Source organism: Pseudomonas sp. JAI120, assembly GCF_014207255.1.
Lineage (GTDB): Bacteria > Pseudomonadota > Gammaproteobacteria > Pseudomonadales > Pseudomonadaceae > Aquipseudomonas.
In genome coordinates this window covers 858564-883815 of record NZ_JACHCZ010000001.1, presented here as the reverse complement: position 1 = coordinate 883815, position 25252 = coordinate 858564, and the positions used below count along the sequence as shown (strand labels likewise).

Here is a 25252-nt window from a genome sequence, read left to right as displayed (position 1 = left end):
TTGCCGGTTATTAAATAAGGTCGTCCCTTTTGCCGAAGAATAAGTGTGCGGTGCGTGGGAGGTTGCCTTGTTCAAAAAGATATTGATTGTGTGCATCGGCAACATCTGCCGCAGCCCTACGGCGGAACACTTGCTGGGTGCCGCGCTTACGTCCTCCGAGATCACGGTGAGTTCCGCCGGCTTGGCGGCGTTGCGTGACCATCCGCTGGAGCCGATGGCCGGGCAAGTGTTGCAGGAGCATGGGCACGTCCCCCGGGCGCACAAGGCGCGGCAACTCAGCGTTGAAGCGGTGAGTGAGGCCGACCTGATCCTGGTGATGGAACAACGGCACATCGACGGCGTGCTCAACCTCGCCCCCGAGGCGCGGGGCAAGGTGTTCCTGTTGGGCAAGTGGCAGCACGATCGCGAGATCACCGACCCCTATCGCCAGGGCAAGCCCGCCTTTGTGCAGGCCTATGCCTTGATCGAACAGGCCGCACAGGCCTGGGCCCAGCGCCTGGCGCGCTGACGCTCCCTCTTTAAACGATTGCAAGGACGAAGACGCGATTTATGCATTCACCCCAGAACGCTTCCCCTGAAAGCCCTCACCGTGACGAGATCGATGTGCTCGGCATGCTTGGCACCCTGGTCGATCACAAATGGCTGATCGCAGGGATCACCGGCACCTGCATGGTGATCGGCGCCGCCTACGCGATTCTGTCGGCGCCGGTGTTCCAGGCGAATGCGTTGATCCAGGTGGAACCGAAGAAGAACGACATGCTCGGTTTCTCCGACGTCAGCAGCCTGCTGGGCAAGGAATCGCCGGCGGTGACCGAGATCGAGCTGATCAAATCGCGCACCATCATTGGCAAGACCGTCGATACCCTGGCGCTGGATATCACCATCACGCCTCAGCATTTTCCGTTGATCGGTGGCTTCCTCGCGCGGCGTTATGCGCCTGAACACAAGGGCGATATTGCGCCACCGCTGTTCGGTTTCAGCCGCTACTCGGCGGGTGGCGAGTCCCTGGTGCTGAGCAGCTTGAACCTGCCGACGGCGTTGCTCGGAACCAAGCTGGTACTGGTGGCCGGCGAAGCCCAGGCCTACACGTTATTTGATGAGGACGGCGTCGAGATCGCCTCGGGTCGCGTCGGCGTGCCGTTTGCCGCCGAGGGTGTCGAGGTGCTGGTCAAGGAGCTGCGGGCCAATCCGGGCGCGCATTTCAAGATCGTGCGCAAGTCGCGCCTGGACGCGGTGGCCGACTACCAGGACCTGCTCACCGTGATCGAGCGCGGCAAGGAGTCGGGGATCATCAGCCTGTCCCTGGAGAGCACGCGCCCGGCCCTGGCGGTGCGGACGCTGAATGAAATCTCCAACCTGTATGTGAAGCAGAACGTCGACCGCACCTCGGCCGAGGCGGCGCAGAGCCTGTCGTTTCTCAATGACCAGTTGCCCCAGGTGCGTCGCGACCTGGAGAAGGCCGAGAACGCCTTGAACCGCTTCCAGACCCGCAGCAAATCCATCGACATCAGCCTCGAAGCCAAGGCCATGCTCGACCAGGTGGTGGCCCTGGACACCGGCATCTCCGAGCTCAAGCTGCAACAGGCCGAGATGGACCGCAAGTTCACCCCCCAGCACCCGGCTTATCGTGCCTTGATCGCCAAACTGGCAGAGCTCAACGCCAAGCAGGCGCAGATGACCAAGCGCGTCGAAGGCTTGCCCACGACCCAGCAGGAATTGCTCAGCCTGACCCGCGACGTGCAAGTGGGCACCGAGATCTACACCCAGTTGCTCAACCGCTCCCAGGAGCTGGACGTGATGCGCGCCGGCACCGTGGGCAACGTGCGCCTGATCGACAGTGCCGATGTCAACCTGGCCAAGCCCGTGGAGCCGCGCAAGGTCATCGTGGTGCTGCTGGCGATGCTGCTCGGCGGCATGCTTTCGGTGGGCATCGTGCTGGTGCGCAGCCTGCTCAACCGTGGCCTGGAAAGCCCGGATGACATCGAGAAACTCGGCCTGCCGGTGTACGCCTCGATCCCCTTCAGCCTCTTGCAAAAGGCCGAGGAAACCAACGCCGCCAAGGGCCGCTCCGCCGCGCCGTCGCTGCTGGCGCTCAACCATCCCCATGACCTGGTGATGGAAGCCATGCGCAGCCTGCGCACCAGCCTGCACTTCGCCATGCTCGAAGCCAAGAACAACCGCCTGATGATCACCGGCCCGAGCCCCGAAGTGGGCAAGACGTTTGTCTCGGCCAACCTGGCGGCGATTGTCGCGCAGTCGGGCCAGCGCGTGCTGCTGATCGATGCCGACATGCGCAAGGGCTACTTGCACAAGATGCTTGGCAAGGCGGTGGAGGCGGGGTTGTCCGACCTGCTTGCCAAGCGCTGTGATCTGCAGGAAGCGATTCACCCCACGGCAGTGGAGCGTTTCGACTTCATTGGCCGTGGGCAGATCCCGCCCAACCCGTCGGAACTGTTGATGCACCCCAACTTTGCTGCGTTGCTGGCCGAAGTCAGTGAGCGCTATGACCTGGTGATCATCGACACGCCGCCGTTGCTGGCGGTGACCGACGCCGCGATTGTCGGGCGCCAGGCCGGCACCAGCCTGATGGTTACGCGTTTTGGGGTGAACTCGGCGAAGGAAATCGAGTTGACCCTGCGCCGCTTCCATCAGAACGGCATCGAGCTCAAAGGCGCGATCTTCAATGGTGTGGAAAAACGCCGGTCCGCCAGCTACGGCTATGGCGACTACGGCTACTACAGCTACGCCTATCAGTCCGACAAGGCCTGATGACCATGAGCAAAGTGCTTGAAATGCCGCGTTCGTTGTCGCGACGGTTTCGCCTCAACGTGCTGAGCTACGGCTACACCCAACTGGTGACGCTGGCGGCGCAACTGGTGCTGGTGCCGTTCTTCCTGCACGCCTGGGGCACCGGGCGCTATGCCGATTGGCTGGTGCTCACCGGTATTCCGTCGATGCTCAGCCTGCTGGACCTGGGGGTGGCCCAGGCGTCGGCCACCAGCGCCACGTTGCGCGCCAGCCAGGGCGATGTGCCGGGGGCGCGGCGCAGTGTGCAGACCGCGCTGGCCTTTACCCTGGCGGTGGTTGCGCTGGTGCTGGTATTCGCCCTGACCCTGGGCCAGTGGCTCGACTGGGTGTCACTGCTCGGGCTCAAGACACTGACACCCGAGCAGGCCAGCCTTGTGGTGCTGTTCATGTCCGGCTACCTGTGCACGCGCTTGCTGGGTGGGCCGATCGACGCCTGGTTTCGCACCATAGACAGAACGGTCGGCGGCGTCTTCATCATGGCCAACCGCAGAACCCTGGACATTGTGCTGTCCATCGTCGTGCTGCTGCTCGGCGGCTCCGAACTGCAATTGGCCCAGGGCATGTTCCTAAGCCAGGTGCTGTTCCTGGTGCTGGTGACCCTGTTTGTGCGGCGGATTTCACCCTGGCCTTTGCTGGGGCTGGCGTCGGCGTCCTGGGCCGAGTTTCGCGGTATCTGGAAACCGGCGCTGGGCAGCGCGGCGATCCCGCTGGCACAGGCGATCACCCTGCAAGGCGGCCTGCAAGTGCTCAACCAGATCGCTGGCCCGGCGGTGGTGGTGGGTTACACCATGGCGCGCACCTTGATGCGCCTGATCATCCAGTTAGGCATCACCTGCAGCAACGCCCTGACCCCGGAGATCTCACGGCTGGCCGGGCGCGGCGAGTTCGAACAGGCGCGACGCTTTACCCAGCGCGCCAGCTCCCTGGTACTGGGCCTGTGCCTGCTGGTGTATGCCGCCGGGATCTGGGCCGGGCCGCAGATCATCCTGCTGTGGAGCCATGGCCTGGTGCAGGTCGATCGCCTGTCATTGGCGCTGATCGGCTCCCATACGATTTTGAATGTGGCCTGGTTCATCCTCGCGGCGATGCTGATCTCCACCAACCGCCACACCCGCACTTCGGTGATCTACGCCTTGAGCAGCGTCGCGGCCTTGCTGCTGTGGCTGGCGTGCAAGGAACGTATCGATCCGCTGCTGGGCGCGTCGCTGTTGTTGTCGCTGCCGGAACTGGTGGTGTTGGTGTACCTGCGGGTGATTCGCGTGGGGGAGGTGGGCCCATGATGCTGTCCCAGGCGCGCCTGACCCTCTACTTGCCACTGACGTTCTTCGCCTTGCCCCTGGCGCTGAGCAACAACCTCTCGCAACCCTTGGCGCTGCTGCTGTTGCTGCCGTTCGTGGTGTACGCGGCGCGTGGCTTTACCCGCGCGCTGCCATTGCTGGCGCTGGTGGTCGCGTCCAGCGTGTTGCAGGTATTGGTGAGCAGTGGGGCGAAGATCTCGCTGTACCAGTTCCTGCGTTCCGGTATTCCGTTTTTCTATTTTGTGCTGCTGTTGGCCGGGTACAGCTATGTGTTGGCCAATGTGGAAAAAATCGCGCTGGCCCATAGCGTCAACTACCGGCGCATCCTCGAACGCATCATCTATATCTTCGCCCTTGGCCAGTTACTGCAGGTCAGCCTGTACGGCGTGGGTATCGACCTGACCAACGCCGCGTCCAAGTCCAGCGACGAAGTCGGGCGGATCATGTTGTTCCCCACCAGCTCGGCGGTGCTGCTGTTTTTCTATGCCTGTTGCCAGCGCAGGGTCGGCTTGATGCTGATCCTCGCGGTCACGCTGCTGGCCGCCGGTTCCAAGACCATCCTTGCGGCGATGGCGGTGATGATCCTGTTGTCGGCGATTACCCAGCGCAAGCTCAAATCATTGGCGGTGCTGGTGGTGGCCATCGCTGCGCTGGGCACGCTGACGTTCTATGCCAGTCCCTTGGCGGTGTCCCGCTTTGCCACTTACCTGTTTGAGGAGAAGGGCGAGGACGTGACCCGAGCGTTCGAGATCGCCCATGCCAAGGAATCGTTTCTCGACAACCCCGCCACGGTGTTCCTGGGCAATGGCCTGGCCAAGCAATTGACTCCCGGCGTGCCCACCAATGACGAGCGCTGGTTCGAGAACTCCAAGTTCGATATCGAGAACGGCTACTGGGGCGTGACCGCCAAACTGGGCGTGGTCGGCGTGGCGCTGTTTTGCCTGCTGTTCAGCAGACTGCCGCGCAACCCGGTATCGCTGGCCGTGGTGGCGATCCTGCTGATTTTCTCGTTCAAGACCAGCTACCAGTTCTTCACCACCTTCGATGGCAGCTACTTGCTGGTGTGGTCGATGTTCATCGGCCTGCTCAACAAGGTTGCGCCTGCACGCCAGGCTGTTTACCCAAATTACTTACTGAAACAGGCTGGATCATGAACGCACCTGCAAGCCCTATCAGGGCCGGGATACTGACGTACCACTTCAGCGAAAACTTCGGCGCGGTGCTGCAAGCCTATGCCTTGCAGCGCTGGCTGCAGCAACAGGGCTTGCAGGTGAGCCTGATCAACTACCACCCGGCCTACGTGGAGGATGGCAGCGAGGTTCGCCAGCTGTTCAACCCACGCCAGCTCAAGGCCAACCTCAAGGCCCTGTACCTTAAGGCCCTGGCGTTGAAAACCCGGGTGCTGGGGCCCAATGCCCAGTCGCGCCAGTTCCAGGCGTTCAAGACGCGCTTCCTGAATATCCAGGCGTCGCGCTATGTCCATGCCGACCAGCTCAACCAGGCGGTGGCCGGCCAGCAGTTGCTGGTGGCCGGCAGTGACCAGATCTGGAACCCTTCGGGCCAGACCGGCCTCGATCCGGCGTACTTCCTGGCCTTTGATTGCGACAAGGCGATCCGGCGCATTTCCTATGCCGCGAGTTTCGGCAAGGAGTACCTGGAGCCGCAGTACCACGCCGAAGCCGAGGGCCTGCTCAAGCAACTGTCGGCGATCAGCGTGCGCGAGGAGAGCGGAGTCAGCATCGTGCAACAGGTCTCGGGGCTGGCTGCCCAGTGTGTGCCGGACCCGACGCTGTTACACCGCGACTATTCGGCGCTGCTCGCCACGTCCACCCAGACCCGCACCGGCCACGTGTTCTGCTATGCGCTGCGCACCGGCGTGGGCGTGCGCGAAGTGGCCCAGGCGCTGTCGCGGCAGGTGGCCGGGCCGATTGTCTCGCCGTACAACGCTCACCGGCGCTGGCGGCAGATCGGCGAGACCGTGCAGATGGGCCCGCAGGATTGGCTCAAGTTGCTCAAGGGGAGTGCCTACGTGGTGACCAACTCCTTCCACGCCACGGTGTTCGCGATCATTTTCGAGAAGCCGTTTATCGCCGTGGGGTTGCCGGGCAACAAGGCCTCGCTGAATGCCCGTGTGCGCAACCTGCTGGAGAAGCTGGAACTGTCGCAACGCTTCCTGCCGGCAGACAATGCCGACCAGGTGCAGGCCTTGATCGCGGCGCCCATCGACTGGGTGGCGGTGCGGGCCCGGCGCCAGGCCCTGCAACAGGTGGGCGAGCGCTACCTGTTGGAACAACTGGCGGCGATCCGGCCATGAGCGACTTCGCGCAACTCAAGTACGTCGATACGTTGCCGCGCAGCAACAAGGCGCGGCGCCTGTTGTGGGGCATCGTCTACCAGCTGCTGTTTCGCCCCACGCCGCGCTGGATGCTGCACAACTGGCGGCGTTGGCTGTTGCGCTGCTTTGGCGCCAAGGTCGGCGTGGGCTGCCGCATCGCGCCCACGTGCAGCATCTGGGCGCCGTGGAACCTGGAGATCGGCGACTACACCGCCATCGGCGATGGGGTCGATGTGTACGCCATGGCCAAAATCACGTTGGGCTCCAAAGTCACCATCAGCCAGCGCAGCTTCCTGTGCACCGGCAGCCACGACACCCGCAGTCTGCTGCGGCCCCTGGTGACCCGCGAGATCGTGATCAAGGACCACGTGTGGGTCGCCGCCGAGGCCTTTATCCACCCCGGTTGTGTGCTGGAGGAGGGCTGCGTGGTCGGCGCGCGCTCGGTGGTCACGGCAAGCCTGCCCGCCTGGATGATTTGCGTCGGTGCGCCATGCCGGCCCCTCAAAACGAGAGACATCGCACTATGAAGCAGGTGAAACGCATGATGGATAAGGCATGGAAGTTGATGTATTTCGTCAGCGAGTTTTTTCGCGACATGCTCACGTTTATTCGCCACAACGGTTACTCGCCGCTGGAAAGCCGCAACAAGAAGCTGTTCTACAAAATCCTCATCGAAACCCACACCGTGGAAAAAGGCCTGTCCCTCAAGGAACCCAAGCCGCTGTTCGGCAAGGACAAGATTAACGGCATCATCCATATGCTCAACGACTACGACCGCACGTATTCGGCGTTGCCGGTGGAGATGGCCCTTGGCGCCTTCCAGGGCTACCTCGACCTGCACCGCACCCTCGGTATCAGCGACGATTTTGTGTTTTACCTGGATGCCTATGTAGAGCACCTCAAGCGCGACGGTACCGCCGGCAGCGGCGGCATCAAGCACGCGGCGACGTGGCTGGGCAACGGCGGGCTGGATGCCAAGGCGTTCCTGCAATCGCGCTCCAGCTGCCGCATGTTCCAGGCCGGCAAGATCGACAGTGGCCTGCTGACGTCCCTGGTGGAATTGGCGCAGTCGTCACCCTCGCAATGCAACCGTCAGTCATCGCGGGTGCATGTGTATCAGGACCGCGCGGTGATCGCGCAGTTGCTTGAACTGCAAGGCGGCTCGCGCGGGTTTGCGCAGTCGGTGGACAACCTGTTTGTGGTCACGTCCGAAGTCACCGCCTGGGGCGGCGCGGGGCAGCGCAACCAGCTATACGTCGACGGTGCGTTGTTTTCCATGGGCCTGCTGCTGGCCTGCCACGCCAATGGCCTGGGCGCGTGCCCGCTGAACCTGGCGATCCTCAATTCGGTGGAAAAGAAGATCCGTGGCATCGGCGCCATCCCGGCCAGCGAGCGGTTGATCATGATGATCGCCGTGGGACTGCCCCTGGAAAGCCACTTCCGGGCCGCGCGTTCACCGCGCCGGCTCACCACCGAAGTCCTGCAGATGCACGGTGGCTGATATGAAGCGCGAAACCGTCAGTGTGATCATCCTTACCTACAACGAAAGCCTGCATATCGCCCGGGCCATCGAGTCGGTACGGGCCTTCAGCGACGAAGTGCTGGTGGTCGATTCGTTTTCCACCGACGACACCTGCGACATCGCCCGGCGCCATGGCGCGCTGGTGGTGCAGCATGTATTCGTCAACCAGGCCAAGCAGTTCCAGTGGGCGCTGGATCACCTGCCGATTACCGGCAACTGGACGATGCGCCTGGATGCCGACGAAATCATCGAGGCCGACCTTGCCGCCGCGATCAATACCCGACTGCCGACCCTGGCTCGCGACATCACCGGCATCAACTTCAAGCGCAAGCATATCTTCATGGGGCGTTGGGTGCGCCATGGCGGCCGCTATCCGTTGAAAATGCTGCGGCTGTGGCGCACCGGGCAGGGGCGCGTTGAGGACCGTTGGATGGACGAGCACATCTCGGTCGCCGAGGGCCGCACCATCACCCTCGAAGGCGGGTTTGCCGACCATAACCTGCATGACCTGACCTTCTTCACCCACAAGCACAACCAGTACGCCACCCGCGAAGCGATTGAAGTGCTTAACGCGCGGCTGGGGCTGTTTGCGATACGCGATGAACTGCATGCCGGGCAGAGTTCGTTCCAGGCCAAGGCCAAGCGCCTGGTCAAGAATCGCGTGTACAACCGCGTGCCGTTCACCCTCAGTTCCACCGCGTATTTCCTGTGGCGCTACATCATCCAGCTGGGGTTTCTCGATGGCCGCAGTGGCCTGGTCTATCACCTGCTCCAGGGCTATTGGTACCGCTTTCTGGTGGGCGCCAAAGTGCTCGAACTGGAAACCGCGATTGCGCACTTAAACGATAAGGAAGCCATTGTCCGGGAACTCTCAAAGTTGACCGGACATAACTTGAACCTGCCCACACCGAAGTAACTGAGCGTTTTTAACAAACACCCAAGTTTGGGTGTCGGCCTTCGCTCGCCTATCAATTGGGAGACAGACATGAATAAAGTCGCGCTTATTACCGGGATCACCGGTCAGGATGGCTCGTACCTGGCAGAGCTGCTGCTGGAAAAAGGCTATACCGTGCACGGCCTCAAGCGACGTTCTTCGTCGTTCAATACCCAGCGCATCGATCATATTTACCAGGACCCGCAGGCCCTGCATAAAAACCTGATCCTGCACTATGGCGACCTGGCGGACTCGTCGAACCTGACACGCATCATCCAGCAGATCCAGCCCGACGAAATCTACAACCTCGGCGCCCAATCCCACGTGGCGGTGAGCTTCGATTCGCCGGAATACACTGCCGATGTGGATGCCCTGGGTGCCTTGCGCATCCTTGAGGCGATCCGCCTGCTGGGCCTGGAAAAGAAGACCCGTTTCTACCAGGCCTCGACCTCCGAGCTGTACGGGCTGGTGCAGGAAACCCCGCAGAAGGAAACCACGCCGTTCTACCCGCGTTCGCCCTATGCGGTGGCCAAGCTATACGCCTACTGGATCACCGTGAACTTCCGCGAAGCCTATGGGCTGTATGCGTGCAACGGCATCCTGTTCAACCACGAGTCGCCGCGTCGCGGTGAAACCTTCGTGACGCGCAAGATCACCCGTGCCCTGAGCAACATCGCCCTGGGCCTGGAACAGTGCCTGTACATGGGCAACATGGATGCACTGCGCGACTGGGGCCACGCCAAGGACTACGTGCGCATGCAGTGGATGATGCTGCAACAGGAACACCCCGAGGATTTTGTGATCGCCACTGGTGTGCAGTATTCGGTGCGCGACTTTATTCGCTGGTCGGCGGCGGAACTGGGGCTGCATTTGCGCTTTGTCGGCGAGGGCGTGGAAGAGGTGGCGGTGGTCGAGCAGATCGACGGCGACCTGGCGCCGGGCATCCTGGTGGGCGATGTGATTGTGCGCGTCGACCCGCGTTACTTCCGCCCGGCGGAAGTCGAGACGCTGTTGGGCGACCCGGCCAAGGCCAAGCGCCTGCTCGGCTGGGTGCCGGAAATCAGCGCCCAGGAAATGTGCGCCGAGATGGTCCGCGAAGACCTCAAGATCGCCCAGCGCCACGCCTTGTTGCGCTCCCATGGTCACGATGCACCGATTGCCGTGGAGAACTGAACATGGCTCGTGACTTTGATGCGCGGATTTTTGTGGCCGGCCATCGCGGCATGGTCGGCTCGGCCATCGTGCGGCGCCTGTGGGCCTTGGGCTACACGCAGTTGCTCACCGCCGGCCGTGATGAGCTGGACCTGCTCGACCCGGCGGCAGTGCAGGCGTACTTCGCCAGTCACCGTGTGGACCAGGTGTACCTGGCGGCCGCCAAGGTCGGCGGGATTCACGCCAACGCGACGTACCCGGCCGATTTCATCTACCAGAACCTGATGATCCAGGCCAACGTGATCCACGCCGCCCACAGCCATGGCGTGGAGAAGCTGCTGTTCCTGGGCTCGTCATGCATCTACCCGGTGCATGCACCGCAACCGATGATCGAAGCGGTGTTGTTGGACGGCGCGCTGGAACCCACCAACGAACCCTACGCGGTGGCCAAGATCGCCGGGATCAAGCTGTGCGAAAGCTACAACCGCCAGCATGGCCGCGATTACCGCAGCGTGATGCCGACCAACCTGTACGGGCCGGGCGACAACTACCATCCGCAGAACAGCCATGTGATCGCCGCCTTGCTGCGGCGCTTCCATGAAGCGACCCAGCGCGGCGATGAGGAAGTAGTGATCTGGGGCAGTGGCAAGCCGAGGCGCGAGTTCCTGCATGTGGATGATATGGCGGCAGCCAGTGTGCATGTGATGGAGCTTAGCCAGGAACGCTACCGCGAGCAGACCCTGCCGATGCGTTCGCATTTGAACGTCGGCACGGGGGTGGATTGCACCATCGCCGAACTGGCCCAGGCGCTGGTGCGGGTCACCGGCTTCAAGGGGCAGTTGCGCTTTGACGCCAGCAAGCCCGACGGCGCGCCGCGCAAGCTGCTGGATGTGAGCCGGATCAACGCCCTCGGCTGGGAAGCCTATGTGCCGCTGGAGGAGGGCCTGCGCGACGCCTACAACGCCTACCTCGCGGCCCTTGAACAGCCTCGGGGCCACTGATGAAGATCCTCCTGTACGGCATCAACTACAGCCCGGAGCTCACCGGCATCGGCAAGTACAGCGGTGAACAGGCACGCTGGCTGGCGGGCCAGGGGCATGACGTGCGGGTGGTGACGGCGCCGCCGTATTACCCGCAGTGGCAGGTGGGCGATGGGTATTCACCATGGCGCTTTCGCACCGAGCAGGATGAGGGTGTGACGGTGATTCGTTGCCCACTGTATGTGCCACGCCAGCCCACGGCGTTGACGCGCTTGCTGCACCTGATGAGCTTTTCCGCCAGTTCGTTTCTGGCGGTCATGGGGCAGTTGCGCTGGAAACCGGACCTGGTGATCCTGGTAGTGCCGACCCTGTTTTGTGCGCCCCAGGCACTGTTGTTGGCCAAGCTCAGTGGCGCGCGCTCGGTGCTGCACATCCAGGACTACGAGGTGGACGCGATGTTCGGCCTCGGCATTGGTGGCGGCTCCGTTATGCGTCGCCTGGCGTTTGAGCTTGAACGCTGGCTGTTGCGGCGCTTTGACCGGGTCTCGACGATTTCCAGCGGCATGCTCGACAAGGCTCGGGGCAAAGGCGTGAGCAGCAAGCGCCTGCTGTTCTTTCCCAATTGGTCGGAAACCGCCCGCTTTCGCCAGGTGCCTCGCAGCTGCGGGCTGCTGCAACGCCTGGGTGTGGCGCCGGGCCAAAAGGTGCTGTTGTACTCCGGCAATATCGGTGAGAAGCAGGGCCTGGAACTGATCCTCGACGCCGCCCAGGCCTATGCCGATCGCCCGGAGCTGGTGTTCCTGATCGTCGGCCAGGGCACCGGCAAGGCACGCTTGCTCGAGCGTGTACAGCGCGATGGCCTGCACAATGTGCTGTTTGCGCCGTTGCAGCCCTACGAGGATTTGCCGGCGCTGCTGGCCTCGGCCGATGTGCACCTGGTGATCCAGAAGCGCGGGGTGGCGGACGCAGTGCTGCCTTCCAAGTTGACCAATATCCTGGCGGTGGGCGGCCACGCCATCATCACCGCCGACCCCGACACCACCCTCGGGCGCCTGTGCGAGGAACACCCCGGCATTGCGGTGTTGACTGAACCGGAATCCGTCGCGGCGTTGAACACAGGGATCGAGCGGGCACTGGCATTGCCCGCGCGCAACGAGGTGGCGCTGAACTACGCCAAGGAGTTCCTCGACAAGGAACGCATTCTGCAACGCTTTCTGGCACAGGTCTGATGGGTATGTGGCTTGATTTACCGACCTTCAATACGGTCGTGGCGTCGACGCCGCTGGTGGCGATCGACCTGGTGGTGAGAAATACCCGTGGCGAGGTCCTGCTGGGCTTGCGCGTCAATCGGCCGGCGTACGGCTTCTGGTTCGTGCCCGGCGGGCGTATCCAGAAAAACGAAAACCTCGACAGCGCATTCCGGCGCATCACCCACGACGAACTGGGGCACACCTTCGAGCGCGCCGAGGCGCGGCTGCGGGGGGTGTTCGAGCACTTCTACGACGACAGCGTGTTTGCCAACGCCGGGGCCGGGCCGGACACCCATTATGTGGTGCTCAGCTATTGCCTGGACCTGGCGCAAGGCCAGACCCTGCAGCCGCCCACGGAGCAACACCAGCATTACCGCTGGTGGTCCGAGGATGAACTGCGCATCAGCCTGCGGGTGCATGAACACACTCGCGCCTATTTCTGACTCTCTCTCCCGAGGACGCTCTCATGTTGTTACCCGTGATCATGGCAGGCGGTTCGGGGTCGCGCCTGTGGCCGCTTTCGCGGCAACTGAACCCTAAGCAGTTCCTGCGCTTGACCGACGCGCACCTGTCGATGCTGCAGCAGACCATCACGCGGCTGGAAGGCGCCAACGTCGCGCTGCCGCAGTTGATCTGCAATGAACAGCACCGCTTCCTGGTGGCCGAGCAGTTGCGCCAGTTGGGCATGGAGCAGGCCAGCATCCTGTTGGAGCCGGTGGGGCGCAACACGGCGCCGGCCATCGCGCTGGCGGCGTGCAAGGCGCTTGCCGAGCAACAGGACCCGATCCTGCTGGTGCTGGCGGCGGACCATTTGATTGAAGACATCCCTGCGTTTCATGCCAGCCTGGAAGTGGCGTTGCCGCTGGCCCGTGACGGCAAGCTGGTGACTTTCGGTATCACGCCCACCAGCGCCCATACCGGCTACGGCTATATCGAACAAGGCGCGGCGGCGGGCGAGGGCGGTTATCGGGTCAAGCGCTTTGTCGAGAAACCCGACGCCGCCACCGCTGCGGCGTATGTGGCCAGCGGTGCGTATTACTGGAACAGCGGCATGTTCATGTTCCGCGCCAGCCGTTACCTGGAGGAACTGGAACGCTTCCAGCCGGCCATCCTCGAGGCCTGTCGCGTGGCCCTGGAAGGGGGCAGCCAGGATCAACCCTTCACCCGCGTGCATGCCGCGACCTTTGCCGCTTGCCCGGACGATTCCATCGATTACGCGGTGATGGAAAACACTCATGACGCGGTGATGGTGCCGTTGCAGGCCGGCTGGAGTGATATCGGCTCGTGGTCGGCGTTGTGGGAGGCCAGCGAAAAAGATGCCAGCGGCAATGTGATACGCGGCGATGGGCTGAGCCTGGACACCCGTGACACGTACGTTCACGCCGACAGTCGGCTGGTGGCCACGGTGGGGGTGCAGGACCTGATCATTGTCGAGACGAAGGATGCGGTGCTGGTGGCCCATAAGGACCAGGTGCAGCAGGTCAAGGGCATCGTCGACCTGCTCAAGCAGGCCGGGCGCCATGAGCATCTCAACCACCGCGAGGTGTATCGGCCATGGGGCATGTACGACTCGGTGGATAACGGCCAGCGCTATCAGGTCAAGCGCATCACGGTGAAGCCGGGGGCCAAGTTGTCGGTGCAGATGCACCACCACCGCGCCGAGCACTGGATTGTGGTCAGCGGTACGGCGCGGGTCACCAATGGCGAACAGACTTACCTGGTGTCGGAAAACCAGTCGACCTATATCCCCATCGGCCAGGTGCACGCCCTGGAAAACCCGGGGGTGATTCCGTTGGAGTTGATCGAGGTGCAGTCGGGCTCTTATTTGGGCGAGGACGATATTGTGCGCTTTGAAGATAAGTACGGCAGGGTCTGAGGTTTTCCGACAATTAATAACATTTAAAATAACGTTGATAGCCCTGATGCATTGAACGCCGGGCACTTCATCGGAAAAACGTTATTTTCAATTGGTACGCTTGGAAGTTGTCCGTCTGGTGTGCTGTTTAGTTGAGTGGCACTATCGGTTTGCCTGCTCACTGAAGATAAGGAGTCTGATATGAGAAAAGCACTGGCTGTTATGGTACTCAGTGTATTGAGTACTGCTGCATCGGCCGTCGAGTTGCCCTTGGGGCTGGATACAACGGTGGCGGGGACTGTGACGGTAGGGCAAACCCTGCTGGTCGGCAGCGCCCTTATCGCCGGTGTTGCCGCTGTTTCCAGCAGTGGCGGCAGCTCCAATGGCGGCACCACCACGGGTACCACCGGTACAACCGGTACAACCGGTACCGGCAACTAGTAGTCAATCTTCCGCTTTTAAGACCGCTTGGAATCCCCGCCCAAGTGGTCTTTTTTTCTTGTCGTTTATCGCGAGTGTCCTAGCACTATGATGCGTATTTTTTCTATGGCGGCTGTGGCCGCTGCATTGTTGCAAGGCTGCATGTTTTCACCGGGTCAATATATGGACACGGCGGCCATGACCCAGGAGGGCGATGCGCAAAATAGTCGGGTGGATTTAATTCCCATCACCCCGAAGTTATTGGCCATGGACGCAGCGACTCGCGTGCCTTATTCCATACCGGCGGAACTCTTGAGTTATAAACCCGGCCCGTACCTGATTGGCGCTAATGATGCGCTGTATATCACCGTATGGGACCACCCTGAACTGACCGCACCCTCGGGGCCGCAGCAGCAGATCGATGCCAACGGTCGACTGGTCAGCCCCGAAGGCAATCTGTTCTACCCCTATGTGGGCGAAGTGGTTGCCAAGGGCCGATCCATTGAAGCGTTGCGCAGTGAAATCACCGACAAGCTGCGTCAGTACATCGACAGCCCCCAGGTGGATATCAGCGTGTTGCGTTTCGCCAGCCAGAAAGTGGTGATCACCGGTGCAGTGATCAAGGCCGGGCCTGTGCCGATCACCACCATCGCAATGAACCTGACCGAGGCGCTCGGTGCCGCCGGAATCGATCCCATTAATGCCGACCTGTCGAACCTCACGCTCACCCGTGGCGGCAAGCGCTACACCCTCGACCTCGATACGCTCAACCTCGAGCCATCGCGGTTGAACGACATCTACCTCAAAGACGGCGACCAGCTGTACCTGGCCTACAACGACCGCAAGCGCATCTACGTGATGGGCGAGGTGATGCAGCCGCGCGCACTGAGTTTCAAGACCCGCAGCATGAACCTCTCCGACGTGCTGGGTTCGGTGGGCGGGGTTAACCAGAACACCTCCAACGCCGATGCCATCTACGTGATTCGTGGTGCGCAGAACATCGATGTGGAGCCGGCCAAGGTGTTCCAGCTGGAAGCCGGATCCCCGTCGGCCATGGCCCTGGCCACGCGCTTTGATGTGCAACCCCAGGATGTGGTGTTTGTCGGCCCCGCGAATATCACGCGCTGGAACCGCTTTATCAGCCAACTGGTGCCGTCCGCGTCGATCATCGGCATTGGTGCATCCACCCAGAACAACCTGAGCGAAGCCAGCAGCCGATAGGGTGGTACCTGCGTGAACAGTCTGAAAATCGGTACGTACGCGGGGTTGGCGTGGCTGTTGGCTGGCTGTAATCCGCTGATGACGGCCTCACTCGATACCTTCAAGGCAGCCGTGGGCGGGCCTGCACCGTTGCAGTTGAGCCAAGCACAGGTGGATGCGGTGCCGTTTCCCCAGATCAAGGTCACCACGGTGTCCAGTGAAGGGGTGATGGCGCTGATTCGCCAGCGCGGCGACTTGCAATTCTGGGTGGCCTCCGGCAAGCAGGTGTTGCTGGTGCGCGATGGCCTGGTGGTGCGCACGGTCGGTCTGGGTGCCGACCTGGATGGCACGCGCTGGCAGGGCCAGTCGCCGTTCCAGCAAGGGCTGCACCACGTGCCGGATGGCTATCGCAGCACGCGCCAGATCGACTTGGTCGGTGGCTATCGCCTGGGCGTGGTGGTCACCAGTCACATGAGGCGCAAAGGCATCGAGACCGTCGAGATTCTCGATAAACCCTATGCCTTGCTGCGCGTAGACGAAGACATCGAGTCCGAGGCGCTGGGCTTTCAGGCACGCAACCGTTACTGGGTCGATCCCGAAAACGGCTTTGTCGTGCAGAGCGAGCAGCACCTCACGCCCGCCCTGACCCTGACCATTACCCAACTGCAACCCACCCGCAAGGATGCCCGATGACTGGCCGACGATTAGGCGCGCTGCTGTTGTTGTGGGGATGCGCCAGTGCGTGCCACGCCGCAATGACGGTCAGCGGCCAGGTGCGCAATCCCGGCGCGATCACGCTGCACCCCGAGACCCGCTTGCTGGATGTGATCGGTGCGGCGCAACCGGATGCCCAGGGCTATTGGCTGGGCGCGGCGTGGCTGCACCAGCCGTTGCTGGAGCGCCAGGCACGGCTCAAGGCCGGTGTGCTGTTTGACCTGGACACGTTGCGCCGTGCGGCATTGGCGGCCGGGCGCGAAAGCCGGGCCCAGGTGGCGGTGCGCTTGTATGAGCAGGTGCAGGCGTTGCCGGTGACCGGCCGCCAGGTGGCGGTGCTGGACCCGGTGGCGGTGGAGGTGGGGTTTGCGCCGAACCCGCTGGTCAGCGACGGCGACCGCCTGGTTTATCCGCCACGGCCTGACAGCGTGCGTGTGTTCGGCGCCGTCGCCGGCGTCTGCACTCTGGCGTTCCAGCCACTGCAGCCGGCCCGCGATTACCTGCGCAGCTGCCCGTCATCGGCGCAGGCGGATGCCGATTACCTGTGGCTGATCCAGCCCGACGGCCGCATCACGCGCCTGGGCATTGCCCCCTGGAACCGCGAGGAGGGTGATCCGCCGGCGCCGGGCAGCACATTGCTGGTGCCTATCCGCAGTGATGACCTGGACCCGCCCACCCCCGACCTGAACCCGCAATTGGCCGAGTTTCTTGCCACTCAACCCCTGGCCGAGGTCACGCCTTGAAATTATGTATTGCAGCTGTGCTGCTGGTGCCCTGTGGCGTCGCGCACGGCGATCCCCGTTACACCCAAAGCGATTTTGGCGGCGTCGGGCTGCTGCAAACCCCTACCGCGCGCATGGCGCCCACTGGCGAACTCAGCGTGAATGCCAATCGCACCGAACCTTACAGTCGATATAGTTTTTCCGCGCAGCCCCTGGACTGGCTCGAAGGCACCTTTCGCTACACCGCGATTACCAACCGCCCGTATGGCGCCGAGTCGTTCAGCGGCGGCCAGAGTTACAAGGACAAGGCGGTCGATGCCAAGGTGCGCCTGTATCAGGAAAGCCATTGGCTGCCGGAGGTGGCGCTGGGGTTCATGGACCTGGGCGGCACCGGGCTGTTTTCCAGCGAGTACCTGGTGGCTAACAAACGCTATGGCGATCTGGATTTCAGTGCCGGCATCGCCTGGGGCTACCTGGGCAGTCGCGGTGATTTGGACAACCCGCTGGGCGCGCTGGATGATCGCTTCAAGGAGCGACCCAGCGCCGAGGGCTCCGGCAATTTTTCCAACGGTTATTTTCGCGGCCGGCCTTCCTTGTTCGGCGGTGTCGCCTACCAGACACCCTGGGCGCCACTGAGCCTCAAGCTCGAGGTGGAAGGTAACGACTACAAGAACGAGCCTCGGGACAACAGCTTTCGCCAGGACTCGCCGATCAACCTGGGCCTGGTCTACAAGGTGGCCGACGCCATCGACGTGAGTGCCGCCTGGGAGCGTGGCAACACCGCCATGTTCGGCATCACCCTGCACACCAATTTCGTCAGCCGCAAGGCACCGGTAAAAACCTACGACCCGCCGGCCCCCAAGCTGCCTGCCAAAGCACCGACCACGCCGATGGACCAAGTGGATTGGGCGGCCGTATCCCAGCGTCTGCACGATAATGCCGGCTACAACGTGCAGCGCATTACCCAGCGCGGGCCGGAACTGTTGGTGTACGGCGAACAGCAGCGCTACTTCTACAGCGCCAAGGCGGTGGGCCGCGCCAGTCGGATTCTGGATAACAGCGTGAATGACCAGATCGATTGGTTCACCCTGGTGAGCGAGCGCTACGCCATGCTGATCGAAGAAACCAGTGTGCCGCGCGAGACCTTTCGCGAGGTGGTCAACCACCGCGAGGACCTGCAGGACCTGCATCGCCAGGTCGAAGTCAATCGCGCCAGCAACCGTAGCCAGACAGTGCTCTACACCCAGACGCCCAAACCCTTCACCTACGGTGTGGGGCTGGGCTACAAGCAGAACGTCGGTGGGCCGGATGGCTTGCTCTACCAGGTGTCCGCCGACCTCGACGCCGAGTATCGTTTCACCCGCAATACTTGGTGGAGCGGCCTGCTCAGCGTCAACCTGCTGAACAACTACGACGGGTTTACCTACGATGCCCCCAGTGGTTTGCCGCGGGTACGAACTGACCTGCGCCGGTACATGACCACGTCCGATGTGACCCTGCCGACCTTTCAGCTCAACCATGCGGTGCAGTTGGACCAGGACCTCTACGGCATGGTCTACGGTGGCTTGCTTGAATCGATGTATGCCGGTGTCGGCAGTGAAGTGCTGTACCGCCCGATGGGCCAACGCTGGGCATTGGGTGCCGACCTGAACTACGTGCGCCAGCGCGGTTTCGAGCAGGATTTCAGCTTGCGCGATTACCGCACCGTCACCGGACATATCACCGGCTATACCGATCTGCCGTTCAACATTCAGGGCGCCTTGAGTGTCGGCCGCTACCTGGCCAGGGACTGGGGCGCGACCCTGGACCTGTCGCGCCAATTCACCAATGGCGTGCGCATAGGGGCATGGGTCACCCGGACCACCGCGTCGACAGAGCAATATGGCGAAGGCAGCTTCGACAAGGGCCTCTACCTGTCCATTCCCTTCGATGAGTTGATGAGCCTGTCGACCATGCGCCGCGCCAACCTGGTATGGGCGCCGCTGACCCGCGACGGCGGCGCACGCTTGAACCGCGCCTACTCACTGCATTCGATGACCGATGGGCGCGACAGTGAGCTGTTCTACAAGAACATCGACAAAATCACCGAATAGATGCACCCCTGTAGATACTGTCTTATCCAACACCGCGCAAATCCGTAGCAGCTTTCGAGCCCCCGGCGAGGCTGCGTTTGCGGCCTGCCAGGCACACCGCTGACGCAGCCTCGCTTGCGCTCGGCAGCTGCTACCCGTAGGGGATCAGTAGATGTCCTTGGACAGCAGCGTAAATGGCGTCTTCAACAGGATCTTGATGTCCAGCCACAGCGACCAGGTGTTGATGTAGCGCAGGTCGATGTCGACGCGCTGTTGCATCTTCTCCAGGGTCTCGGTCTCGCCCCGGCAGCCATTGACCTGAGCCAGGCCGGTGATGCCGGGTTTGATTCGATGGCGGGCCATGTAGGCGCGGATTTTTCCCGAGTAGTAATCGTTGTGTGCAATCGCATGGGGGCGCGGGCCGACCAGTGCCATGTGCCCTTGCAGCACGTTGAACAGCTGCGGCAATTCATCGATGGAGGTACGTCGGATAAACCGGCCCACCGGCGTAATGCGCGAATCGTTGCGACTGGCCTGGCGTACCTCATGGTCGTCATGCACACGCATGGAGCGGAATTTCCACACCTTGATCACCTCACCATTCCAGCCGTGGCGGTCCTGTTTGAAGATCACCGGGCCGGGGGAGGTGAGCTTGATCAGCAGGGCGACCAGCAACAGCAGTGGGCTCAGCGCGATGATAGCCAGCAGCGCCAGGCTCTTGTCCAGCAGCGACTTGCTCAGCGCAGCGGTGGGGCGGCTGGTCAGCGGGCTTTCGTTGAGGTAGATCGCCGGCAGCCCATCCACTTCGGCCACGCAATGGTTGAGCAGCAGCATGTTATTGAGGTCGGGCACCCAGATCACATCCACGCTGATCTCCAGCAGGTTGAGGTACAACGCCTCAATGTGGGTGGCGTCCTGCAATGAATGGGTGATGTAGAGCCGGCGGATGCCGTGTTGCCGGATCAATTGGGGTAATTGCTGCAGCTCGCCGAGTATCTGCGCTTGCGCATCTTCGGCCGCCTCGGCACGGCCGCCGACCAGACCTACCAGGGGCGAGCGTTTTTGCCGCGAGAGGGTTCTGGCCAGGTCCACGGCAAGCTTGCCGGTGCCCACGATCAATGACTTTTGGCGCTCGTGAAGTTGGCGGTGGTAATACCGGGACAGGCTGTGCAGCGGTATGTAACACAGTGCCAATAACGGGTAACTGACCGCTGCCCAGAGTAATAAAATTTCTACAGGGAACAGGGCGTTGGCATTACACGCTACACCCACGGCAAACAATATGCCCATGGTTAACAGCCAGCCCATGAACAAGCGTCCAAGGCCTACGGCATAATCATCTTTCTTGCTGTAGACACCGCACAAGGTATACGCCGGGAGAGAGGCTAATATCGTAAAGGCGGCCAGGACGCGGTAGTAATACTCCAGTTGGCCAGTCTTTAAGATGACCAGCGTGAATAACAGCGCAACAACTAAGCTCGATGCGAGTGTCCATTGCCCCCAGAACGTCAACCCCCTAGGGGTGAGGTTGCGATGCATTCTAGTGTTATTAAGCATAGTTCTGCTCCCGGTGATGAGCGCGCACGTGGTGGCAGGTGTTTAGGATTAACTGTTATAAACAACAGGCACGCGCAAGCGCGTGCCTGTTGATAGTAATGAACGGCATGGGGCAGTGGCTGACGACTTATAACAAGGTCAGAAGGGGGCAGGCGAATTGTATGTTATAAAAGGGCAGGTAGAAGCGTGTGGTAATAGGCAGGGTGCGTGCTAAGTGCTGGATTGTTTTTATTGTTTAACGGCGTGGCTGACTAAGCTCAAGCGGCTTTTTGATTTTTTGCGTCAGGCAATAACCACGGTTTCTTACCGCACGAAACAGGCGTTCACCGTCATTAACCCGCTTGAACTTTTCCTGCAGGCGACTCAGGCACATTTCCAATCCGCGGTATAAGTCAGGTTCACGACCTATATTGCGGATCAACTCTTCTTTGCTGACCACGCGTTCTTCATGGTGCAGCATCTTTTTAATCAACGCCGATTCAATAGTGGTCAATGAAATGCGCAGACCACCTTTGACCAGTGCTCGGTCATGTTGAGTGAGCAGCCAGAAATCCTGTGGATACAGTGGCGTTCGTCCGGCGCTGGTCTCCTGAGTACGCGTAGGGTTATTCGGCGCGCTGTCAGGGGCCTTGGTGGTTGGCATTCTGGATTCTTGCCGCTTGGCGTTAAACGATTGCGAGGGCAAGCTGAGGGTGTGGGTAATAATGTAGGTATTAAAGCGCGAGGTGATCCGTGTTTGAGAAAACGCCAGGTTTGTATCGGCGGGGTCCGTCGCCTCCGGGGCGTTTACGTCGTAATGGAAGAACTCTGCGTTGGGCGTGAAGTCCTGCAGTGCGATAGACGCAAGTGTTGGAGCGAAAGTGTGTTTCTTGAAAGAGCTCATAGGGGCCACCCATATCAGGAAGATGCAGTTGTTAGTTGTTAAAGGCAGTCAGCAGGGGAGTAATAGCCGCCCTGAAAGTATTCGAACGGCAAGTTTTTAGCCAGCACGGCGCTGTCGGAAAATTCCACCTGGTCGGCGATAAAGCGCACTCTGCTTGCACTCATCAGCTCCAGCATGCGGTCGTAGAGCCGGTCGAACAGATCCGAGCGGGTATTGAGGCTGAGCCGCAGGGCGGAATCCGGAAACGGCATCTTTATATAGTCGTAGAGCTCAAGGCCGATCAGCAGGTCCGCCGGCTTTGTATCGAGTCTGTAATTGTTATAGGCCAACGTGATACCGCTCTGGTCTTTCAACTTATACAACTGGCGCACCATCGCCCGGCGTTCCACCGGACCGGGCAGGGCGTCCAGGGGGTTGTCGAGACTGAGGGTGAAAGGTTGTTTGTGGTATTCCAATGCCCGCGTGACCTGAATGATCGCCTTGAGGATGTCGTCGTTCATCAGGGCCGATTGCCCCATGCGCAAAAGCGTATGACCCGTCGCCGGACTGACCGCCTTAAGCGTTGTGCGCGGTGGGTGGATATAGCGCAAGGCCTTAGTGCAGGCACTTTCAAGTTGTTCGAGGTCTACGCCACCCGTTACGCTGATTTCACTGCCCCACCAGGCATGACTGCGGTCAACGACAGCTTGCCTGATGATCTTGACAGGGGGGGTATGTAGGGAGGGCTCTTTTTCACTCTTCACGGCTCAACCCCTCCTGAGTGGGGTGGAAATGGCTGGCGCAAATAAGGCCCCGACTGAGTTTGTAACCATAACCGCGAATGTTTTGGATGATGTTTTCACCATAGTGCGCCTTGATCTTACTGCGCAAACGGCTGATGGACTTTTCCAGTGCGCGGGAGTCGTAGTACTTGGTATTAAGCCCCATGACACCGGCGATCTCATTATGGCTGAGCAGTCGGTTCTGAATAAGTGCTTCCAGTACTTTCATTTCGACGAAGGATATTTCCAGCTTTTTCCCATCGCCATACAGGCACATGCGATCTTGGTCGAGCACCAGGTCGCACTGATTGAGTCGAGCGCTCTCACTGAGAAAGGCATCAAACAAATTCAATTTTTTTTCAGGGGAAGTTTCGACCACCTTGATGCAGTAGTCGGCGCCGGCCAGGTAGTATTTTGTTTTGCTGAGGGTCGACGCAAAGGTGACGACGACGAATATCGTGCAGTCAGGGTTTTCAGTTCGCGCCTTTCTTATTATGTCCAGGCTTAGATTGCTGGCGGAGGGTGTATCAATTTCTATAATGATGGCACGGTAATGTACGTGGCTTTCCTGGGGGTCAATTAGTTGTCCGTAGCAACGTGTATCGACTTTTAAATTATTCGCTACAGTGCGAACTAAAAGCTCCCGAAAGTCCTCCGATTTCGATTGAGTCCGTGCAATGGCGAGGACGTTGGAAAAATGCATAACCTACTCCCTTTTCCGGCATGCAAGGCCGTCAGTTCAATCACTGCTAGCGTTTAGATACTAATCGAATTGATTACGCTAAAACGTGACAAATTTTAACATTTGCCACTTGTTTTTTACGTTCGCAGGGGGGAATAGGGGGATGTTCCACAGAGCTCGTACGGACTTACACATATGCTAGTGCAAACTCTTAATGCTCGATAAGTATTTTGGTTCCAACGATTTTTTTGACGGGCGCAGGTTTAAGCGTTGCCTGCTCAGGCCGGAAAAACGCCCGGCAGGGCGACCCGAAGGTTGGCGGATGCGCCTCGGCTTTGCACGGCACCAGAAACTCCATGACCACCTTTACCGACGGCGAACGGCGCATGTGGGGGCACACCGTGAGCCAAATATCACGCACAGGACCCTCGACGGCAGTGGGTGGCCAGGTCGCTTGCGGCAAACGCGATCTCACGGCCGCCGCGCAGTGGGTGCATCTGTTTTTGACGCGCCCCCGGTTGGCCGACCATATGGCCGACGGCGTGACCGTACAACAGCGTGCCAACGCGGTGTTTGCGGCGATGCTCGAAGGTACGTTGACGGTGGCTATCGAAGGGCATTACACCTTGGAAACGCTGCAGCAGGTGCATGAGCGCATCGAAGCGCGGCAACAGATCGGCAAGGCTGTGGTGTGGGTGGATCGCGAGCTGCATTAATCGAAGACGAAAAAAAACCGGCTGATCAGGCCGGTTTGGGGTGCCCCGCGAACAGTGCGGGATTAAGCGTGGTTGTCCAGCAGGCGGTCGGCACCGCCTTCGGCCAGGCCATGTTCCTGCAGGCGATCAGCGCCACCTTCGGCAACGCGGTTGCCTTGCAGGCGGTCGGCACCATCTTCGGCAACGCGGTTGCCTTGCAGGCGGTCGGCGCCATCTTCGGCAACGCGGTTGCCTTGCAGGCGGTCGGCACCACCTTCAACAATACCGCGTTGCTGCAAGCGATCAGCACCACCTTCGGCAACACGACGCTCCAGCAGGCGATCCGAGCCACCTTCGGCAACACGACGCTCCAGCAGGCGATCCGAGCCACCTTCAGCAACACGATTTTCGATCAGGCGATCCGCGCCGCCTTCAGCAACAACAGGGTGGGCAAATGCGTTTGCAGCGAGTACCGAGAAAGCGAGGCTAAGCAAGATTTGGCGTTTCATGATGGTGTGCTCCGAGTGTTTTAGTTGGGTGTTGCCTGGTATGGGTTTGATGTTACGCGTTGCATTTTTTAAGAGAACTTCATTGGGCTGATGGTGACTATCGATGCCAGCGATGGCCCGTTTCAAAGGGCCATCGCCGTGCTCGTCACGGCATCTGCGGCAATTCCTGGGGACGCAGGTCGAACACCAGCACCTCGGCATCCTGGCCCTGGCTCAGGCGGATTTGCCGCTCATCGCGCACTCGGGCACCGTCGCCTTCCTGCAAGCGCTGGCCATTGATGTCCACGCTGCCCCGAGCTACATGGATGTACACGTGGCGATCCGGTGGCAGGTCGAGGGTCGCGGCTTCGTCGCCGTTGAACAGCCCGGCGTACACCCTGGCGTCCTGGCGCACGGTCAGGGAGCCGTCGGTGCCGTCCGGCGAGATGATCAGTTGCAGGCGCCCTTGTTTCTGCGCCGCGCTGAAGTGCTCCTGTTGATAGCGCGGCTCGGCACCGGCCACGGCGGGTACGATCCAGATTTGCAGGAAGTGCACGCCGCGGGTCTGGCTGTGGTTGAACTCGCTGTGGGCCACGCCGCTGCCGGCGCTCATCAGTTGCACATCGCCGGGGCGGATCACCGAGCCGGTGCCCAGGGTGTCCTTGTGTTCCAGGGCGCCTTCAAGCACATAGGAGAAAATCTCCATGTCGCGGTGCGGGTGCTGGCCGAAGCCTTTGCCGGCCGCGACGCGGTCGTCGTTGATCACCAGCAGGTCGGAAAAACCCTGTTCATTGGGGTTCCAATAGTTGGCGAACGAGAAGGTATGGAACGACTTCAACCAACCGTGATTGGCGGCGCCGCGTTCGGAAGCTTTGCGAAGGGTCAGCATGGTCTTGTCCTCAAGTGAGCGCGGGCTGCGAGATG

25 protein-coding genes are annotated in these 25252 nt (G+C 61.0%); 19 read left to right on the top strand and 6 right to left on the bottom strand.

Features of this window, described 5'->3' with window-relative positions; all coding sequences use genetic code 11:
- The first annotated feature begins 67 nt into the window (after positions 1 to 67).
- From HDC32_RS03965 to HDC32_RS03880, 18 genes are all read left to right on the top strand, one after another.
- A complete protein-coding gene (locus HDC32_RS03965; RefSeq protein WP_184742615.1) occupies positions 68 to 508 on the top strand; it encodes a low molecular weight protein-tyrosine-phosphatase in 441 nt (146 codons plus the stop codon).
- 41 nt (positions 509 to 549) lie between these two features.
- On the top strand, positions 550 to 2769 hold the full coding sequence (locus HDC32_RS03960) for a polysaccharide biosynthesis tyrosine autokinase (protein ID WP_184742613.1): 2220 nt from the start codon (positions 550 to 552) through the stop codon (positions 2767 to 2769).
- Between the two features lie 5 nt (positions 2770 to 2774).
- Entirely contained in the window at positions 2775 to 4088 is a 1314-nt protein-coding gene (locus HDC32_RS03955) for a lipopolysaccharide biosynthesis protein (RefSeq protein WP_145337476.1), read from the top strand.
- Positions 4085 to 5260 carry an O-antigen ligase family protein gene (locus HDC32_RS03950; RefSeq protein WP_184742611.1) on the top strand — a complete coding sequence of 392 codons (1176 nt, stop codon included), beginning with the start codon at positions 4085 to 4087 and terminating at the stop codon, positions 5258 to 5260. Before HDC32_RS03955 ends, HDC32_RS03950 begins: the two co-directional genes overlap by 4 nt.
- Positions 5257 to 6420 (top strand): polysaccharide pyruvyl transferase family protein, encoded by a 1164-nt coding sequence (locus HDC32_RS03945; protein ID WP_184742609.1) that lies wholly within the window; start codon positions 5257 to 5259, stop codon positions 6418 to 6420. The genes HDC32_RS03950 and HDC32_RS03945 overlap by 4 nt, the downstream gene beginning before the upstream one ends.
- Positions 6417 to 6968, top strand: coding sequence for a putative colanic acid biosynthesis acetyltransferase (locus HDC32_RS03940; protein WP_145337479.1), 552 nt, complete (start codon positions 6417 to 6419; stop codon positions 6966 to 6968). Before HDC32_RS03945 ends, HDC32_RS03940 begins: the two co-directional genes overlap by 4 nt.
- A 14-nt stretch (positions 6969 to 6982) precedes the next feature.
- A complete protein-coding gene (locus HDC32_RS03935; protein ID WP_184742608.1) occupies positions 6983 to 7942 on the top strand; it encodes a nitroreductase family protein in 960 nt (319 codons plus the stop codon).
- A 1-nt stretch (position 7943) separates the two neighbouring features.
- Positions 7944 to 8879: a glycosyltransferase family 2 protein gene (locus HDC32_RS03930; RefSeq protein WP_145337481.1), complete on the top strand. Its 936-nt coding sequence runs from the start codon at positions 7944 to 7946 to the stop codon at positions 8877 to 8879.
- Between the two features lie 69 nt (positions 8880 to 8948).
- Positions 8949 to 10070, top strand: coding sequence for a GDP-mannose 4,6-dehydratase (gmd, locus tag HDC32_RS03925; protein WP_145337482.1), 1122 nt, complete (start codon positions 8949 to 8951; stop codon positions 10068 to 10070).
- 2 nt (positions 10071 to 10072) lie between these two features.
- Complete coding sequence (locus tag HDC32_RS03920; RefSeq protein WP_184742606.1) at positions 10073 to 11050, top strand: GDP-L-fucose synthase; 978 nt, start codon at positions 10073 to 10075, stop codon at positions 11048 to 11050.
- Positions 11050 to 12258, top strand: a complete 1209-nt coding sequence (locus HDC32_RS03915) for a glycosyltransferase WbuB (protein WP_184742604.1) — start codon at positions 11050 to 11052, stop codon at positions 12256 to 12258. The genes HDC32_RS03920 and HDC32_RS03915 overlap by 1 nt, the downstream gene beginning before the upstream one ends.
- Positions 12259 to 12263: 5 nt before the next feature.
- Complete coding sequence (locus HDC32_RS03910) at positions 12264 to 12722, top strand: GDP-mannose mannosyl hydrolase (protein ID WP_145337484.1); 459 nt, start codon at positions 12264 to 12266, stop codon at positions 12720 to 12722.
- Positions 12723 to 12745: 23 nt separating this feature from the next.
- Positions 12746 to 14155 carry a mannose-1-phosphate guanylyltransferase/mannose-6-phosphate isomerase gene (locus tag HDC32_RS03905; protein ID WP_145337485.1) on the top strand — a complete coding sequence of 470 codons (1410 nt, stop codon included), beginning with the start codon at positions 12746 to 12748 and terminating at the stop codon, positions 14153 to 14155.
- A 180-nt stretch (positions 14156 to 14335) separates the two neighbouring features.
- Positions 14336 to 14575 carry a hypothetical protein gene (locus HDC32_RS03900; protein ID WP_184742602.1) on the top strand — a complete coding sequence of 80 codons (240 nt, stop codon included), beginning with the start codon at positions 14336 to 14338 and terminating at the stop codon, positions 14573 to 14575.
- Positions 14576 to 14662: 87 nt separating this feature from the next.
- Positions 14663 to 15775, top strand: a complete 1113-nt coding sequence (locus HDC32_RS03895) for a polysaccharide biosynthesis/export family protein (RefSeq protein ID WP_184742600.1) — start codon at positions 14663 to 14665, stop codon at positions 15773 to 15775.
- Between the two features lie 12 nt (positions 15776 to 15787).
- Positions 15788 to 16447 carry a YjbF family lipoprotein gene (locus HDC32_RS03890; RefSeq protein ID WP_306100597.1) on the top strand — a complete coding sequence of 220 codons (660 nt, stop codon included), beginning with the start codon at positions 15788 to 15790 and terminating at the stop codon, positions 16445 to 16447.
- A complete protein-coding gene (locus tag HDC32_RS03885; protein WP_184742598.1) occupies positions 16444 to 17211 on the top strand; it encodes a capsule biosynthesis GfcC family protein in 768 nt (255 codons plus the stop codon). Before HDC32_RS03890 ends, HDC32_RS03885 begins: the two co-directional genes overlap by 4 nt.
- Positions 17208 to 19283 (top strand): YjbH domain-containing protein, encoded by a 2076-nt coding sequence (locus HDC32_RS03880; RefSeq protein WP_184742596.1) that lies wholly within the window; start codon positions 17208 to 17210, stop codon positions 19281 to 19283. Before HDC32_RS03885 ends, HDC32_RS03880 begins: the two co-directional genes overlap by 4 nt.
- Positions 19284 to 19427: 144 nt before the next feature.
- On the opposite strand, the gene HDC32_RS03875 is transcribed toward HDC32_RS03880, so the two are convergent.
- The 4 genes from HDC32_RS03875 to HDC32_RS03860 all read right to left on the bottom strand — a co-directional run bounded on the left by HDC32_RS03875 (position 19428) and on the right by HDC32_RS03860 (position 23166).
- Positions 19428 to 20819: an undecaprenyl-phosphate glucose phosphotransferase gene (locus tag HDC32_RS03875; RefSeq protein ID WP_260403574.1), complete on the bottom strand. Its 1392-nt coding sequence runs from the start codon at positions 20817 to 20819 to the stop codon at positions 19428 to 19430.
- Positions 20820 to 21054: 235 nt separating this feature from the next.
- Positions 21055 to 21702 (bottom strand): winged helix-turn-helix domain-containing protein, encoded by a 648-nt coding sequence (locus HDC32_RS03870; RefSeq protein ID WP_145337491.1) that lies wholly within the window; start codon positions 21700 to 21702, stop codon positions 21055 to 21057.
- Positions 21703 to 21740: 38 nt separating this feature from the next.
- A complete protein-coding gene (locus tag HDC32_RS03865; protein WP_260403573.1) occupies positions 21741 to 22445 on the bottom strand; it encodes a hypothetical protein in 705 nt (234 codons plus the stop codon).
- Positions 22435 to 23166 (bottom strand): winged helix-turn-helix domain-containing protein, encoded by a 732-nt coding sequence (locus HDC32_RS03860; RefSeq protein ID WP_184742594.1) that lies wholly within the window; start codon positions 23164 to 23166, stop codon positions 22435 to 22437. The genes HDC32_RS03865 and HDC32_RS03860 overlap by 11 nt, the downstream gene beginning before the upstream one ends.
- Before the next feature lie 335 nt (positions 23167 to 23501).
- Between HDC32_RS03860 and HDC32_RS32405 the strand changes: the two genes are divergently transcribed.
- On the top strand, positions 23502 to 23861 hold the full coding sequence (locus HDC32_RS32405) for a zinc-binding dehydrogenase (RefSeq protein ID WP_259242751.1): 360 nt from the start codon (positions 23502 to 23504) through the stop codon (positions 23859 to 23861).
- Between the two features lie 62 nt (positions 23862 to 23923).
- On the opposite strand, the gene HDC32_RS03850 is transcribed toward HDC32_RS32405, so the two are convergent.
- Together HDC32_RS03850 and HDC32_RS03845 are read right to left on the bottom strand one after the other, a co-directional pair.
- Positions 23924 to 24349 carry a phage infection protein gene (locus tag HDC32_RS03850; protein WP_184742592.1) on the bottom strand — a complete coding sequence of 142 codons (426 nt, stop codon included), beginning with the start codon at positions 24347 to 24349 and terminating at the stop codon, positions 23924 to 23926.
- A gap of 145 nt (positions 24350 to 24494) precedes the next feature.
- Positions 24495 to 25217 (bottom strand): pirin family protein, encoded by a 723-nt coding sequence (locus HDC32_RS03845; protein WP_145337494.1) that lies wholly within the window; start codon positions 25215 to 25217, stop codon positions 24495 to 24497.
- Positions 25218 to 25252: the final 35 nt, after the last annotated feature.

Coding starts and splice junctions, on each gene's coding strand:
- HDC32_RS03960 (WP_184742613.1), top strand. CDS start 550: ATGCATTCACCCCAGAACGCTTCCCCTGAAAGCCCTCACCGTGACGAG.
- HDC32_RS03955 (WP_145337476.1), top strand. CDS start 2,775: ATGAGCAAAGTGCTTGAAATGCCGCGTTCGTTGTCGCGACGGTTTCGC.
- HDC32_RS03950 (WP_184742611.1), top strand. CDS start 4,085: ATGATGCTGTCCCAGGCGCGCCTGACCCTCTACTTGCCACTGACGTTC.
- HDC32_RS03945 (WP_184742609.1), top strand. CDS start 5,257: ATGAACGCACCTGCAAGCCCTATCAGGGCCGGGATACTGACGTACCAC.
- HDC32_RS03940 (WP_145337479.1), top strand. CDS start 6,417: ATGAGCGACTTCGCGCAACTCAAGTACGTCGATACGTTGCCGCGCAGC.
- HDC32_RS03935 (WP_184742608.1), top strand. CDS start 6,983: ATGATGGATAAGGCATGGAAGTTGATGTATTTCGTCAGCGAGTTTTTT.
- HDC32_RS03930 (WP_145337481.1), top strand. CDS start 7,944: ATGAAGCGCGAAACCGTCAGTGTGATCATCCTTACCTACAACGAAAGC.
- gmd (WP_145337482.1), top strand. CDS start 8,949: ATGAATAAAGTCGCGCTTATTACCGGGATCACCGGTCAGGATGGCTCG.
- HDC32_RS03920 (WP_184742606.1), top strand. CDS start 10,073: ATGGCTCGTGACTTTGATGCGCGGATTTTTGTGGCCGGCCATCGCGGC.
- HDC32_RS03915 (WP_184742604.1), top strand. CDS start 11,050: ATGAAGATCCTCCTGTACGGCATCAACTACAGCCCGGAGCTCACCGGC.
- HDC32_RS03910 (WP_145337484.1), top strand. CDS start 12,264: ATGTGGCTTGATTTACCGACCTTCAATACGGTCGTGGCGTCGACGCCG.
- HDC32_RS03905 (WP_145337485.1), top strand. CDS start 12,746: ATGTTGTTACCCGTGATCATGGCAGGCGGTTCGGGGTCGCGCCTGTGG.
- HDC32_RS03900 (WP_184742602.1), top strand. CDS start 14,336: ATGAGAAAAGCACTGGCTGTTATGGTACTCAGTGTATTGAGTACTGCT.
- HDC32_RS03895 (WP_184742600.1), top strand. CDS start 14,663: ATGATGCGTATTTTTTCTATGGCGGCTGTGGCCGCTGCATTGTTGCAA.
- HDC32_RS03885 (WP_184742598.1), top strand. CDS start 16,444: ATGACTGGCCGACGATTAGGCGCGCTGCTGTTGTTGTGGGGATGCGCC.
- HDC32_RS03875 (WP_260403574.1), bottom strand. CDS start 20,819: ATGCTTAATAACACTAGAATGCATCGCAACCTCACCCCTAGGGGGTTG.
- HDC32_RS03870 (WP_145337491.1), bottom strand. CDS start 21,702: ATGAGCTCTTTCAAGAAACACACTTTCGCTCCAACACTTGCGTCTATC.
- HDC32_RS03860 (WP_184742594.1), bottom strand. CDS start 23,166: ATGCATTTTTCCAACGTCCTCGCCATTGCACGGACTCAATCGAAATCG.
- HDC32_RS32405 (WP_259242751.1), top strand. CDS start 23,502: ATGACCACCTTTACCGACGGCGAACGGCGCATGTGGGGGCACACCGTG.
- HDC32_RS03850 (WP_184742592.1), bottom strand. CDS start 24,349: ATGAAACGCCAAATCTTGCTTAGCCTCGCTTTCTCGGTACTCGCTGCA.
- HDC32_RS03845 (WP_145337494.1), bottom strand. CDS start 25,217: ATGCTGACCCTTCGCAAAGCTTCCGAACGCGGCGCCGCCAATCACGGT.